Here is a 13,950-nt window from a genome sequence, read left to right on the forward strand (position 1 = left end):
AAAAGAAATTTGATTAGCTCAAATTGTTTTGCTGGCATCAATTTTGATGTCCAAAATTTTGTTTCGTTCACTAGCTAGGCTAGCTACTAAAAACTTTATTGATTACGTTTTGCTTGTTCAGTTTTCAAGGTTCATTATTTAAGTCGTTTTTTCAGCGACTCCTTTATATTAACATCTCGTTCAAAACATGTCAACTACTTTTTTGAAAAAGTTTTTTGTGTTTTTTATCGAGTTATTCGTTATGTCTTAGCGACAATTAATATAATACAATACCAATATGTTATTCGTCAACTACTTTTCTAAAAAAATATCGAGGTATTTTTTAGATACCTCGATTACAAGCATACTACAGTCATTGACCGATTTCTAGAGCATCTTTATTGACCTTATAATGGCGGTGAAAGATCATTTCGTTTTTCGCAGTAACTGGCTCTATATGAATATACCCTTTATCCACTAAGTATTCGACAAACACTTCTAAATCAACTGAGTAATTCATGAGTTCTTGATGGTCATGTAGCTCTTGAATAGACCAGGTTTCTTTTGTTTGCATCACTTCTAATATATGTTGTGCTCCATCTCGTGTACGAGAATGTATTAAAAACTCACTTGCTAAAAATAAAAGCTCTAGACGCTTTTCTATTGGCTCATTACTTGTCACTAGCTCTTCGTATAGCTTATAAATGGCTGGTTCAATTTTTTTCACTTGTCCCCATACAGTTACTTCAGGGTATAAACCACTATCAATAATCGATAAACGACCCAAATGGTGTAAAGAATCGACTACATGATTATATGCATCCAAATAACTGCCCTTATCAAAGTATTCTTTCCCCTCCAAATAACGACGGATTAACTTTGAAAATTGAATGCCCGTTTTAATCTTACGACCACTATACGGAAATTCCTGTAATTCTATTTTTAATTTATGCAGAAATTCATTTCGATCAAATAGTACTCTGCCAAAGAAAATCCAATCGACTACTTTCTTATTAGAACCGATTAGGAGCCATTTTCGTATTAATTTTTCCGTAACCGTATGTAGAGCGACTTTATTTCCTTCATATAAGTAATGTTTTGAAAAGACTGGCTGCTCTGCTTCTTTTACAATAATTAATAAAACAGTATCAAATGTATCTGTAACGTTACTTTGCTCCTCACGCTTTTCTACTAAAATAACGCCTAATGTATTTGACTGACTCGCACGTTCTTGGTATATAGGACGCAATACTTGCTCCATGTTCAGCCCCCCTTTATTCATATAGCTTCTCTTGTTCGGTTAAAAATTCGACATACTCTAAAAGTATTCCTTCTTTGATTTACCTCAAAGCTAAAATACTTTGCCCTTATATGTTATAGTAGATTTTAGATTGGGAGGCAAGATAAATGAAACCTTATAAAAGTAAAATTAATAAAATTCGTTCATTCGCTTTAGCACTAATCTTTATTGGTTTTATTGTAATGTACGGAGGTATATTCTTTAAAAATAGCCCAATATTAGTTTTAATTTTCATGACATTAGGTGTTTTATGTATTATTGGTAGTACAGTTGTCTATGCCTGGATAGGTTTATTATCAACACGGGCAATTCAAGTTGAGTGTCCAAATTGCCATAAGCATACAAAAGTTTTAGGTAGAGTTGATATGTGTATGTATTGTAATGAGCCATTAACGCTTGATCCTACTCTTGAAGGTAAAGAGTTCGACCAATCCTATAATCATAAAACGAAAAAATCCTAGCCCGTAAAAGAGCTAGGATTTTTATTGTACTTTAGCAGTAACACCTTTACATGATGGACATGTGCCGTATATCTCTAAACGATGCGAATGCACATCAAAGTCAGTTACCTGTGATGCAAAATGCTCTATTTCATCGAGACCTGGATAATGGAAATCGACGATCTTGCCACAGCATTCACAAATCATATGGTAATGATCATTTGTCACGAAATCAAAGCGACTTGAAGCATCTCCATAAGTAAGCTCTTTCACAAGACCTACCTCACGAAATACTCGCAGGTTATTATAGACCGTCGCTACACTCATATTAGGGAATCTCCCTTCAAGTGCTTTATAAATTTCATCGGCAGTAGGATGTGCCATAGATTGAATTAGATATTCCAAAATAGCATGACGCTGAGGAGTAATACGTACACCAGTTGTTTTTAACGTGTCCAGTGCATCCTGTAAATGCGTTGTAGACATCGTCATGCACCTCTTCCATAAGTATTATTAATTTATAATTGTTATAAATAGTGTATCCAATTAGCGCTACTTCGTCAACAATCACACATACTAATCCTCTAATTTCATCGTTTTTTTCTTAATATCCTCTCGATAGCTCCATGACATTTTCTAAATCTCTGTCACCTCTTAGCCATTTTGTTAAGCTTGGCTTAAAAATTTCTAAGCTTCGTTCCACATAACGAGATGAATGGCTTGAGACATGTGGTGATACTATAACATTTGGCAATGCCCATAGTGGATTGTTTGATGACAGAGGTTCTTCTTCGAATACATCCAAAACAGCATATTCAATTTCTCCCGCTACAATCGCTTGGATAAGTACCTTTTCATCAACCAAATTCCCTCTGCCAAAATTCATGAAAATCGCACTGCTCTTCATAGCAATAAAATGTTCTTCATTTAATAAATGCGTTGTTTCTCGTGTTTTTGGCAGCACAGAAATGACTATATCCGCACTCGGTAAAGCTTCTTTTAATTGCCCAAAGCTAATCATCTTATCCATGTTTGACGCTTCATTTCCAGAACGATTGCAGCCAATAGTCTTGACACCAAAGGCTTGTAATAAGCGACCCACTTCCGAACCAATAGCCCCTGGACCTAAAATAAGCGCTGTACTATCTCGCAATTCAGTTTGTTTGGCTTTTTTTGACCATTCACTTTTCTTTTGTTGCTCATACATCCAAGGTAAAGCGCGTTTAATGGCTAAAATATGGGCTAGCATTGATTCTGCCATAGGTGTTTTATGAATACCTCTTACATTAGAAACTAAAATACCACGTTCCATAATAGCTTGGGCAGGCATTTTTTCAATACCTGCTGATGCAACAAAAATCCATTTTAACTTCGTCGCCTGTTGGATGCTCTCTGTTGTTAAATCCTCACCATATGTAACTAATACATCCGCTTGTTGAAGCTCTTCATTTGTTATTCCGCTTTCAAATATAAAATCGACTTGTGGGAATTCTGCTAATAATGGTTCACGTAAATCTGGTCTTGGCTCAAAAGTAAAATAGATTCTCATGTTGTCGCCTCCTGTTCTGCTAAATAATCATAAACTTCTTCAATATGATTTTTCACACGTACTTTACGCCAAGCTTTCATTAACTTACCCTCCGAATCAATTAAAAATGTTGAACGCTCAATACCCATAAATTCACGTCCATACATTTTCTTTAAGACCCATACACCGTATGCCTCCGCTACAGCATGATCTTCATCTACTAATAAAGAAAAAGGCAATCCATGCTTATCAATAAATTTTGTATGTTTGTTTGCATCATCTGGACTAACACCCAGAACAACAGCGTTTAAATGACTAAAGTCCTCAAACTTATCTCGAAAATCACATGCTTCAGTTGTGCAACCTGGTGTCATATCTTTTGGGTAAAAGTATAAAATAACATTCTGTCCTTTAAAATCAGTTAGCTGTACCATCTCTCCCTTTTCATTTATAAGAGAAAAATCGGGCACCTTCTGTCCTTCTTGCAAAGTCATAACTATCTCCTCCCTTGTACGTTCTATTTTACTCCAAGTAACAAATCAAGTCATATTCCTTAATTTCTTTGGATTTCTTACACTGATAGGTCTACAATAGATTACGTATAAAAAGATAGGAGGCAATACTATGAATCACGCAAAATCTGAAGCAGTACACACAGAGGCGTTACAACATATCGTTGGTGGTGTAAATAGCCCTTCTCGTTCATATAAAGCAGTAGGCGGCGGTTCTCCTGTGGCAATGGTTCGAGGAAAAGGGGCTTATTTTTGGGATGTAGATGGCAATCGTTATATTGATTATCTTGCAGCATATGGTCCTATCGTTACAGGTCATGGACACCCTCACATTGCTAAGGCCATTACACATGCAGCTGAAAATGGCACATTGTTTGGAACGCCGACTGAATACGAGGTTACTTTTGCAAAAATGCTAAAAGAGGCCATTCCGTCTATGGATAAAGTACGCTTTAACAACTCTGGTACAGAAGCTGTTATGACAACTATTCGTGTTGCACGTGCCTATACAGGACGTACAAAAATAATGAAATTTGCTGGATGCTACCATGGTCACTTCGATTTAGTATTAGTAGCTGCTGGTTCAGGTCCTGCTACATTAGGAACACCAGACTCAGCAGGGGTTACGACTTCTACAGCTGAAGAAGTTATTACGGTACCTTTCAATAACCCTGAAGCTTTTACAGAAGCAATGAATAAATGGGGCGAAGAAATTGCAGCTATTTTAATAGAACCAATCGTAGGAAACTTCGGTATTGTTGAACCGAATCCTGGCTTCCTTGAATTAGTACACGCTACAGCCAAAGAAAAAGGAGCCTTAACAATTTACGATGAAGTTATCACGGCTTTCCGCTTCCACTACGGTGGTGCTCAAAACTTACTTGGCCTAACACCTGATCTAACAGCACTTGGAAAAGTTATTGGTGGCGGTTTACCAATTGGTGCATATGGTGGTCGTAAAGAAATTATGGATACAGTCGCACCACTTGGCCCAGCTTACCAAGCCGGAACGATGGCCGGAAATCCAGCATCTATGCAAGCAGGTATTGCATGCTTAGAAGTCCTGCAAGCACCAGGCATTTACGATGAAATGGATCGGTTAGGTGGGATTTTAGAAGAAGGAATTTTAGCTGCAGCTAAAGAGCATGGAGTGACAATCACGTTAAATCGTCTTAAAGGGGCGCTGACGATTTACTTTACAGATGTGAAAGTTGAAAACTATGAGCAAGCCGAAAACTCTGATGGTGAGATTTTTGGCCGCTTCTTTAAACTAATGCTTGAGCAAGGCGTTAATCTAGCTCCTTCTAAATATGAAGCATGGTTCTTAACTACAGAACACACGGAAGCAGATATTCTTGAAACGATTAAAGCTGTAAATTACGCATTTTCACAATTATAATAATGAACATACGAAGGCGACTTTCTATCATAAGTCGCCTTTTTCTTATTCATGCATACAAATCTATGTATTTTATGAGCACTTCCTTCTATAATGTAAAGAAGCTAAAAAATATTAGACAGAAAGGACATCTTTATGAAATTAGGTGCCCGCGTATTTAAAACTGGTGTCGCTATCGTATTTGCCCTGTTTATTGCAGAGCTATTAAAACTACCTTCACCTGTTTTTGCTGGAATAGCAGCCATTTTTGCGATTCAGCCTTCTATTTATCGCTCTTATCAAACCATTGTAGAGCAAGTGCAAGCAAATATTATAGGTGCAACCATTGCTGTCTTTTTCGGCCTACTTTTTGGCCATCATGTGGTTGCCATTGGCATAGCTGTCATAATAGCTATAGGTTTAATGTTGAAATTTAAACTAGAAAAATCTCTTTCGTTAGCGCTGGTGTCAGTTGTGGCCATTATGGAGTTCCAAGGAGAAGACTTTTTAACATTTGGTTTAATACGCTTTGTTACTATATTAGTCGGCGTGTTAGCAGCATTTGTCGTTAACCTTGTTTTCTTACCACCGAAATATGAGATCAAACTATTCCGCAAAATTTATATTTTGCAGGATGATATTATTCGTTGGACACGACTTGCGGTACGTCAGGCTTCTGAGCATACATCCACAAAGGGTGCATTAAGTAAATTTAAAAGCCGTATGTTACGAGTGGATACGCTGTATGACTTATATAAAGAAGAGCGTAATTACTTCAAAAATAAAAAGTATGTAAAAGCACGTAAATTGGTCGTCTATCGTCAAATGATTTTAACTTCCAAAAAAAGTTTAGAATTGCTACAACGATTGCATAATCACGAAAACGAATTAGCTAAGCTTCCTACGCAATTTCACTTAATGATTCAGGAACGGCTTGATTCCTTATTAACGTATCACGAACAATTGCTCTTAAAATATACAGGGAAATTAAAGCCTGAGCATTCTGAGTGGAGCAAAAGCATCGACTATGTTCAACGCAATGAACTAATGGAAATTTTCATCAAGCAAGTGAACTTTGCTCGCGAAGAAGGCGATACAGAATTTTCCAGCTATCACTTACTCTATATTTTATCGAGGATATTAGATTACGAGGAAAATTTAGAGCATCTAGATACACTGATTGTTTCATACCAAAGCTACCACGGCCATGAAATTAATGTAGAATTTGAAGAAGAATTTATCTAGCAACCATGTAAGCGACAGATTCATGTACAGCGAATCTGTCGCTTTTTACTATACGAAAAAACCCCTAAGTAAAATGTACTTAGAGGTAAAATTAAGAACGTAACGCAAGCAATTGCTGCTCAGCTTGCTTACGTTTATCTGTCTGCTCTTTCCGTAAATGCTGATAATTAGCAATACCCGTAACAATGGTATCCCACATTTCTTCTAGCGTCTGGGTTGTATCCACTTGCTGGGCAAGAGTCGTGCTTAGGTGAACCGCTTCATTGCTAGCTTCTCCAAATTGCTTCATCCGATTTTCAAAGGCGGATGCTGATTGATTTTGTAATTGCTGCCGTCTTTCATTTACAGCATTCATCAGCCCCATTTTAAAAACAGGAATGGTTTTAACAAATGCGCCATTAATCTGTTCCATCAACTCACTATTCCCCTGACGTAGCATCTCAATTTGTGGGGCTGTTAAAATGGCAACCATTCTTGATTTCTCTAACTCATCTATTTTTTGTTGAAGCAGTTCTGCAATTGCCTGTAAGCGATTAAGCTCCATTTTGGCTACCTGATTACCTGCCTCACCCTGTTTTTCATACATAGGAATTAATGTGGTTTGCACCTCATGTAATTTCATATCAGTTGCTACGATATATTTTTCTAAGTCAAGGTAAAACATCAAATCTTCCTTGTATAATCGAGCGAGTAATCGATTATCCTTCGCTAATTCCTCTTCCATAAGTACAAATTGGTAATGAATTTTCTCAATATCTCTACCGAGCACATTGTATTTTGCATATACATCATCTTCACTTTTGGATTTACGTGTAAATAGCTTCTTGAAGAAACCCTTTTGCACAGTAAAATCTTTTTTATCAAATGTCAGCATTATGGCCTCAAGCTGTTTAAATAGTGCATTGGATTCAAAAGTAGCTGATTGGGTCACTATAGCTAAAATTTGATCTGCAAATTTTGCTAATTTGTTAGCTGGCTCTTTTCCCAACGCCATTAGCTCTAGCTGATTTTTTATATCAATCTGATGAGCAATTTGTTGGACCTCTACATGCTCTCGTAATTGTTGTTTGACGGCATCTGCTGTTTCTTGTGTCAGCTGCTCAAGCATCATTGGGATGTTTGACATGGTCGCCGCCTCCTTCCTATCATCAGAAAAAGCGATTAAAGAGCTTTTTAATAATTTTATCCGGTGCCGTTTTTTGTTGCTGTGGTTCTTCATAGGGCAAGTCAAATAACATATGCTCTAAACGATGTACATCGTACGTGTCCTCTTGCAGGTGCTTTTCTAAATCTAATTGACCTGTTGGATTATAAAAAACGATATCCATCCCGAACCGATTTAAAAACGCTAGTAAGGCAATATCTTCACGCGATAAGGCTGGTTGCTGTGGCGCTTGATACAAAACAATCTTCGGTATCTCTTGTGAATAGTCGAAGCTTTGCAATAATCTTAGGATCTCTTGAGGAATCATTGTTAGCTGCTTAAATAAAAATAACTGTAAATCATATAAAGTCTCATTAGGCTGTTGTTTTAACATGGGTTGCTCACAAGATGTTTTGATCGTATGCGCAATGGCTTGCTGTAGCTCCAACGATAATTCACCATACTGCCACCAATCACTTTGTATAATACGTTCTACTGAAAGTTCACCATTTACTAAGCAATGTTTATAGTGAAAATGAAAGTTGGCCTTGCTCGTTTTTGTAAAAGGGAATTCCTGCACGAAGATAGTTTGTGGGTTTATTAATAACTGATGCATTAAGTGCCAATATTCCTCACGCTGGCTTGAGACTCCACTGATTTTAGCAAAGATGACAGGGATCACTACTTCATTTCCATTGATATCAAATTGCGGTCTTACCAATGCTTTTTCCTTCGCATAAATAAAAATATCATCATATGTCATACGTAAAGTTAATGAGCGTGGCATAAAGTCTTTAAATTGCCACGGTCTATAGACTCCTGATTGCTGGTCATGCATTAATTGTTCAAAGTGCTGACTAGAACGATACCCTACAGTTGCCTGACGATCACGAGGCTTGTCAGGAAATGGCTGTAATGTTGTTTGGCTCGTATAGGAATAGCTGACGGAAAACGAATCAGTAGGATCTAACTCAGCAAACTCATCGACTTTTGCTGGATGAAATATTAATACGTCACAGCCAAGTTCCATTAGCAGTAAAAGAAAATATCGCTGACTAACAGTGGCTTCTCCATACCAAACAACTTTAGGAAAATCATCAGTAGGCTTCAGAGCTTTAGCCCATTGAATCCAATGGTTTTTTAACCACTTCACCAGATCAATTAAAAAACGGCGAAATTCATTGGAAAGTAAGCCTAGCGATTGTTGATGTTGAAATAATTCTATAACCTTAATAGTCGTTAGCTGTAAATGTCGATTCATAATGCTGTCATCATGTTTGGGAATCAATTGATACCCATACATCATCGCAACTAAACGATTAATAGTAAGCCCTTTAGGTGTTTGCTGATGCTGCGATAAAATTTGTTGTATAGCTTGAAAGTCTTTCTGTTCAATATGCTTATTTAATTCTTCACTTAAAATATGAATATTTTGGTTTTGAGATAAAGTAAATAATAAATTAAAATACTCATCTTCCTCAATTGGTACTCCTAAAACACGTAGAGCAATACGGCTAAAACTTATTTGTTGCGGTGTTTCCTCATAAAATGCACGATTCTTTGGTGAATCTTGAAACGCCTGTAGCCAATCATCTGGATTACGCTCGACTATTGATTTAATTGTGATTGTTTGCATACAAACGCCACCTCCTAAAAAAATCATCCTCAGTAACCTTAAGCTAAATTCAACAGGTATATTATGTTTGAAAAGGTATACGTAACATCCCAAAAATAGAACCTAGTAAAATATGGATTCCACTTTTCTGAAGTTTTATTCCACCATTACTAAGTAAAATGTAAAAAAACTAATCTGATTGCAGGCATAATAACTTGGTTGTAAACAAACAAATGCAAATGTACTTTATGAAAAATTTCGTTTGCCATCCATAATTCTATCCTATAATAGAGAAAAATCTGGTTATGTTGCATGCTGTAAAACAGTCTGAAGCAAATGTTTGGTAAATGCTTCCCCCTCATACGGCGAGTATGTTGTATTATGTAGTATTTTTGGCTGTTTATCCTTTAAATCACCGTGATTTGGTGTAAAAGCTACATCAGCCAACATCAGCATTCCATAATCCATCATAGAATCACCTGCTGCTATATGCACATCGTATGTACAAAACTCCATCATATATTCTATTGCAGCTTCCTTGGTCAAAACCTTTGGCATGAAATATAATTTTTTTCCTTGCAGAAGAACGCACCAACCATGGGCATCGAATTCTTGAACAATGGCGTGTAAATCATCCTTTTGTAAAACATCCCGATTTACATGATGGACATAAAAAAGGTCGTCTATATAGAAGGAACGTTGTAGCCATGTATCGGATTTGATGGTTTGAAATAGTTGTGACATATCCTCTTGCGGAATTGAAGAATCTTCAATACGACTACCTAATGTTTTCGTCCATTTGTCGTATGGCTGACCCTTCTCTAATATTGTACCCCCATTACTCGTAATTGCAAAAGCAGGGTTCAAGTCATTTATAAATTGAATTCTTTTATATTGATGCAACGCTCTAGTTGTAACAGGGACAAATAGTGTTTGCTGATGCACTTGTTGCAATAAAATAGCCGTTTCTTTTGTCATCATGCTCATCGTTTCATTAGCCTTCTGTTCAACGACCACTTTATCTGAAATAGGCGGAAACATTTCCATCATACGTTTAGAATAAATTAGTGTTCTATCTAAATCTGATGTGAATAATATCATGGTGAGCTCCTCTACAATTCTTTTATTAAGCCGCAACATGCGTAAGACATATGCGAATATTCTTCTATTATTACATTTTTTTCATGAGCTAATAATAAAATGTGCTCTAGCTCATCCATATACTGTGGATTAATTAAGATTTTCCAAGGTATTCGTCGCAATAAAACTCTTGTCGTTTCTCCAACACCTGGTTTAATAAGGTTAATGTTATCCATATCAAAATCCAATTGAATATTTTGGACCGATTTCATACCTGCCCAAGTAATAAGAGAAGTGGCTTCGTCCTGAAGTTGACTGATAATCTCACTCTGTACTTGTTTGAAGCATGCGACTATACGATCTATGTACAAGTTCGAGACATCTATATCTTCTAATTCTTTGTAGTATTTTGCTCCATGGAAGTCGTGCTCATCCATAAACTGCAAATTTAAAACAGTTCTACTCACCAAGCCAGAGACAGTTGAATTTAAACAAGCCGATGGAATTAAAAAATCTTCGCGAGTTCCATAAATCGTCGCACAATGCCCTGGATCTGCTAATACAGCTAAATCAGCATTTAACTGCGCTTGATAGTGTCCATTAAATTTTTGGCAAGAGTGGATCAATTCTTTCGTTATAGCACCTTTCCCCGTCCAACCATCAATAAATTGAAGACAGCCTTGTGGATGTTGTGACAAAATATAACGTATCGCCGCCTCATCAAATCCACGACCACGCAAAATTGAAATCGAATAATGTGGCACATCCACCTTATAGTTCATCGATATGTACCGTTTGATTAAAATACCGATTGGTGTACCTGCTCTAGCTAAACTAACAAGTATTAAATTGTCTAATCCTCTACTTTTAATGATTCGTTCTGCTACTACCCCAACAGCTATGGCTATTTTATTCGCGGAAGCATCCAAGGTTTTATAAAATAGATTCATATATGTTTTTGATGGGTGATATTCCACTGGTAGCATTTCAGAATAATGCGTACCTGCTTGAATAAGCTGCTCCCGTTTTTCATTACCCATCTCTAGAAAAACATTTCCAATATCACGCAATAAAAAAATAACGTCCTCTTGTGCATAGCTACCCATTCTATCTGGCTGTAAAGTCGATTTCATCGTGCTCCCTCCAACTCATGCATACAAATGACATATACCTTTGCTTCACTAACTGACTGCAGAGCCGCCACCATCCGAGCTACTACCTCTTTATTTGCTATACGTTCCACTAGTAGAAAAAGTTCCGTATACGGTTGGCTTTGAACATTATATAAATAATTTTCGACCCCATTATTCTCGGGACTCTCAAATACTATTTTCTCTGTAATCGTATAATCTAAATCGTCTGTACAATAGATCGGACTGCGAGTTGTTGATTGAAAATAAACATCATTCCCTAAATAAGAGGCAATTTGCATAGGCACATACATAAACTCACCAGTCCCAATCACAAGAGCTGGTCCGTCCGTTCGTAGCTCCTTTAATTGCTTGGCGATAGTCTGTAACATGTGATTTTGTTCAAAATGCTGTTTAGATGTTAGCATAAATCTCCCTGTTGCTTTTAAATACGGCTGACTGTTCATCTTGCTATTCTCTGCAATTGAATGATAGAAAAGACGATCAGTGGAGTCTTTGATGGGCAATAGGTTGATGTTTCTTGCAGCAATGGTCGTAATGCTCGGCTGTACACTTGTTAAACTAGGTACTCCTGTACAATTGAATGTCCCACACATAATGGAGATGAATTCAATAGAAATCCCCCATTGCCCCTCTAATTGCTGAAAGATCATTCGCTGCTGGTCCGATCGCCAATCTAAAATGGATAGGACAGCGTACTGTTTAACATCAGGAAATTTTTTTTTTAATGTTTCAATTATGTTGATGACCGTATTCCCAGTAGTAATCTCATCATCTATTAACACGATACGCTTAGCCTGCTGTAAAACATCAGGTTCCTCTGTATAAATTCTATGGCTTGTCGCATGGGAATGTTCTTCTTCGAATGTGACAAATGGTTCAATATGAGGAATGACTTCACGAGTAGTATGAATATACATAGCATTTGATTGAAATGCATTAAATACGGCATGTCCAAGTGCAGTGGCCGTCTCCGCAAACCCAATAAACAATGTCTCTTGTGCTAACTCTACACTTTCTTTCACAGAATTTTGTAGTTCCTCTACATTTATTCCTTCTTTTAAAGCTTGAACAATAGACGATATTGTATTGACCTTTTGACTACTGTCTTGCTGGTCGTACATCATAGCTAATAGAGCTCCAGTTAGTATAGGAATTTGTGGGCGAACAGCCAAATGCTTGCCAAGCACAGTACTTACAAATAAAAATTGTCTCTTCTTATTTATACGAGCTGCCATTTGAAATAAATCTGTTAGCGCAAAATTGTGTGGGTTATAGGTAATTTCAATATCGATTGAATAGTTTGGTAAAATAGTAAGTTTACTCATTTGTTGTTGCATACATATGACCACCTAGTTCAGAATTTAATAATAGTGAGGCGAAATCCATAGATTCATGATAAACGCCATAGACATGTGCCTGTTTTAAAATGCGTTGTGCCCATCGCATATGCGGTTTGATTTCATTCATTTTATTAGCATAATGACTTTTCATGACACCTTTACTACCATCATTATGTTCAACAATACTAAGTGCATCTAAATACTCTTCATATGAAATAGCGTAAAGTGCATGCACAACACGGATATGACTTGGATGAATGACCGTTTTACCGACAATTCCATTTTGTTTATCCATTAAAACTTCCTTCATTAGTCCATCTAAGCAATCGTCTAATAATGCTTTCCTCGTTTCAAGCGCACCTTTTTCACTAAATGGTGTCATGCGTAATGCCGGTTTTAACACACGCTGATTACTAAAATACTCCCACACTGGCCCAGATATCACAAAGCCGTCTTCCTCACGTCCTAAAATATTCACTATATCAGCTATACAATCCCTTATTACGCTAATATCATATATGGTCGAGTCCATACGGCGGCGAATTCCATAAATTCCACAAAAATCAGTAGCACCAATTCGTATATTCAACACCCTTGATTTGTGCTGCAGTAAAACCGATTTAATGGCTAATAATGCCTCCATACGAGATTCTTTATATAGAACCTCCCGGCTTTCTAAAATCGGCATCCCGTATAAGGTAAGATTATTTTCTTGAATTGTTTTCTCAAGAAGCTCAAAATAATGTGCTCCCTGCGTCGCTGTGAATTTCGGAAAGACATAACCAGTTAAAATTTCCTGCTTTTCTTTTAATCTAGCAGTTAAATAACTAAATTGTTCAACATGACGCACACGAATAAAAAGTAAGGGGATATCTTGGAGCTGCAATTGTTTTTGTTGATAGAGTTTATATAACTCGCTAATGTCCTCCATCAACTTTTCCTCACAATCACCTAATTCTGAATCCCCTACTGCATCCTCTAAATCAATAACAAGTGACGTAAGTTCTTTATATTTTTGTGATTGGATCAAACCTACAATATTAGGCATGGAAGCGGGCATATACAAAGTAGCACCTAATGCATAGGATAAAATATCTGGCGTTGCCCATTTCGTAAAAGGCTGCGGCTTTTTATAAAAAATCGTCTCTGCTTCTGTTGCAAAGTGTTGCATCTAATCCACTCTCCAATAATTATGCCTTTGTGAAAAAAGCACTGTATCAGCCTGTTCCTTACAG

13 protein-coding genes are annotated in these 13,950 nt (G+C 36.9%); 3 read left to right on the forward strand and 10 right to left on the reverse strand.

Annotated elements, in window-relative coordinates:
• Positions 1–352 precede the first annotated feature (352 nt).
• Positions 353–1,240, reverse strand: coding sequence for a nucleotidyltransferase-like protein (locus AC1Q6O_RS19380; protein ID WP_043989585.1), 888 nt, complete (start codon positions 1,238–1,240; stop codon positions 353–355).
• A 146-nt stretch (positions 1,241–1,386) separates the two neighbouring features.
• On the opposite strand from AC1Q6O_RS19380, the gene AC1Q6O_RS19385 reads away from it, so the two are divergent.
• Positions 1,387–1,740, forward strand: a complete 354-nt coding sequence (locus AC1Q6O_RS19385; RefSeq protein ID WP_008173457.1) for a YgzB family protein — start codon at positions 1,387–1,389, stop codon at positions 1,738–1,740.
• A 21-nt stretch (positions 1,741–1,761) separates the two neighbouring features.
• On the opposite strand, the gene perR is transcribed toward AC1Q6O_RS19385, so the two are convergent.
• The 3 genes from perR to bcp all read right to left on the reverse strand — a co-directional run bounded on the left by perR (position 1,762) and on the right by bcp (position 3,741).
• Positions 1,762–2,205 (reverse strand): peroxide-responsive transcriptional repressor PerR, encoded by a 444-nt coding sequence (perR, locus tag AC1Q6O_RS19390; protein ID WP_089986841.1) that lies wholly within the window; start codon positions 2,203–2,205, stop codon positions 1,762–1,764.
• Positions 2,206–2,323: 118 nt separating this feature from the next.
• The gene (locus AC1Q6O_RS19395) at positions 2,324–3,268 is read right to left on the reverse strand and encodes a D-2-hydroxyacid dehydrogenase (RefSeq protein WP_107922577.1); all 945 of its coding nucleotides are present in this window, start codon (positions 3,266–3,268) and stop codon (positions 2,324–2,326) included.
• Complete coding sequence (gene bcp / locus AC1Q6O_RS19400; RefSeq protein ID WP_239355278.1) at positions 3,265–3,741, reverse strand: thioredoxin-dependent thiol peroxidase; 477 nt, start codon at positions 3,739–3,741, stop codon at positions 3,265–3,267. Before bcp ends, AC1Q6O_RS19395 begins: the two co-directional genes overlap by 4 nt.
• Positions 3,742–3,871: 130 nt before the next feature.
• Here bcp and AC1Q6O_RS19405 point away from each other — a divergent pair, with 130 nt between their 5' ends.
• Both AC1Q6O_RS19405 and AC1Q6O_RS19410 read left to right on the forward strand, forming a co-directional pair.
• Complete coding sequence (locus AC1Q6O_RS19405; RefSeq protein ID WP_089986838.1) at positions 3,872–5,158, forward strand: glutamate-1-semialdehyde 2,1-aminomutase; 1,287 nt, start codon at positions 3,872–3,874, stop codon at positions 5,156–5,158.
• Between the two features lie 135 nt (positions 5,159–5,293).
• Positions 5,294–6,382, forward strand: a complete 1,089-nt coding sequence (locus AC1Q6O_RS19410; RefSeq protein ID WP_008173466.1) for an FUSC family protein — start codon at positions 5,294–5,296, stop codon at positions 6,380–6,382.
• A gap of 91 nt (positions 6,383–6,473) precedes the next feature.
• Here AC1Q6O_RS19410 and AC1Q6O_RS19415 read toward each other — a convergent pair whose 3' ends face one another.
• From AC1Q6O_RS19415 to AC1Q6O_RS19440, 6 genes are all read right to left on the reverse strand, one after another.
• A complete protein-coding gene (locus AC1Q6O_RS19415; protein WP_492402003.1) occupies positions 6,474–7,508 on the reverse strand; it encodes a toxic anion resistance protein in 1,035 nt (344 codons plus the stop codon).
• A 22-nt stretch (positions 7,509–7,530) separates the two neighbouring features.
• A complete protein-coding gene (locus AC1Q6O_RS19420; protein WP_171366116.1) occupies positions 7,531–9,162 on the reverse strand; it encodes a YceG family protein in 1,632 nt (543 codons plus the stop codon).
• Positions 9,163–9,444: 282 nt separating this feature from the next.
• Positions 9,445–10,242: an HAD family hydrolase gene (locus AC1Q6O_RS19425; RefSeq protein ID WP_492402005.1), complete on the reverse strand. Its 798-nt coding sequence runs from the start codon at positions 10,240–10,242 to the stop codon at positions 9,445–9,447.
• 11 nt (positions 10,243–10,253) lie between these two features.
• Positions 10,254–11,354: a cysteine protease StiP family protein gene (locus AC1Q6O_RS19430; protein ID WP_096365879.1), complete on the reverse strand. Its 1,101-nt coding sequence runs from the start codon at positions 11,352–11,354 to the stop codon at positions 10,254–10,256.
• The gene (locus tag AC1Q6O_RS19435) at positions 11,351–12,712 is read right to left on the reverse strand and encodes a phosphoribosyltransferase family protein (RefSeq protein ID WP_492402007.1); all 1,362 of its coding nucleotides are present in this window, start codon (positions 12,710–12,712) and stop codon (positions 11,351–11,353) included. The genes AC1Q6O_RS19430 and AC1Q6O_RS19435 overlap by 4 nt, the downstream gene beginning before the upstream one ends.
• A complete protein-coding gene (locus tag AC1Q6O_RS19440) occupies positions 12,693–13,886 on the reverse strand; it encodes an HpcH/HpaI aldolase/citrate lyase family protein (RefSeq protein WP_090002966.1) in 1,194 nt (397 codons plus the stop codon). Before AC1Q6O_RS19440 ends, AC1Q6O_RS19435 begins: the two co-directional genes overlap by 20 nt.
• Positions 13,887–13,950 lie beyond the last annotated feature (64 nt).

This window comes from Lysinibacillus sp. GW823-FHT06C08 (assembly GCF_058795135.1).

What these genes read in the sequence shown, in the direction of transcription:
- AC1Q6O_RS19380 (WP_043989585.1), bottom strand. Translation starts at nt 1,240, where the DNA reads ATGGAGCAAGTATTGCGTCCTATATACCAAGAACGTGCGAGTCAGTCA.
- AC1Q6O_RS19385 (WP_008173457.1), top strand. Translation starts at nt 1,387, where the DNA reads ATGAAACCTTATAAAAGTAAAATTAATAAAATTCGTTCATTCGCTTTA.
- perR (WP_089986841.1), bottom strand. Translation starts at nt 2,205, where the DNA reads ATGTCTACAACGCATTTACAGGATGCACTGGACACGTTAAAAACAACT.
- AC1Q6O_RS19395 (WP_107922577.1), bottom strand. Translation starts at nt 3,268, where the DNA reads ATGAGAATCTATTTTACTTTTGAGCCAAGACCAGATTTACGTGAACCA.
- bcp (WP_239355278.1), bottom strand. Translation starts at nt 3,741, where the DNA reads ATGACTTTGCAAGAAGGACAGAAGGTGCCCGATTTTTCTCTTATAAAT.
- AC1Q6O_RS19405 (WP_089986838.1), top strand. Translation starts at nt 3,872, where the DNA reads ATGAATCACGCAAAATCTGAAGCAGTACACACAGAGGCGTTACAACAT.
- AC1Q6O_RS19410 (WP_008173466.1), top strand. Translation starts at nt 5,294, where the DNA reads ATGAAATTAGGTGCCCGCGTATTTAAAACTGGTGTCGCTATCGTATTT.
- AC1Q6O_RS19415 (WP_492402003.1), bottom strand. Translation starts at nt 7,508, where the DNA reads ATGTCAAACATCCCAATGATGCTTGAGCAGCTGACACAAGAAACAGCA.
- AC1Q6O_RS19420 (WP_171366116.1), bottom strand. Translation starts at nt 9,162, where the DNA reads ATGCAAACAATCACAATTAAATCAATAGTCGAGCGTAATCCAGATGAT.
- AC1Q6O_RS19425 (WP_492402005.1), bottom strand. Translation starts at nt 10,242, where the DNA reads ATGATATTATTCACATCAGATTTAGATAGAACACTAATTTATTCTAAA.
- AC1Q6O_RS19430 (WP_096365879.1), bottom strand. Translation starts at nt 11,354, where the DNA reads ATGAAATCGACTTTACAGCCAGATAGAATGGGTAGCTATGCACAAGAG.
- AC1Q6O_RS19435 (WP_492402007.1), bottom strand. Translation starts at nt 12,712, where the DNA reads ATGCAACAACAAATGAGTAAACTTACTATTTTACCAAACTATTCAATC.
- AC1Q6O_RS19440 (WP_090002966.1), bottom strand. Translation starts at nt 13,886, where the DNA reads ATGCAACACTTTGCAACAGAAGCAGAGACGATTTTTTATAAAAAGCCG.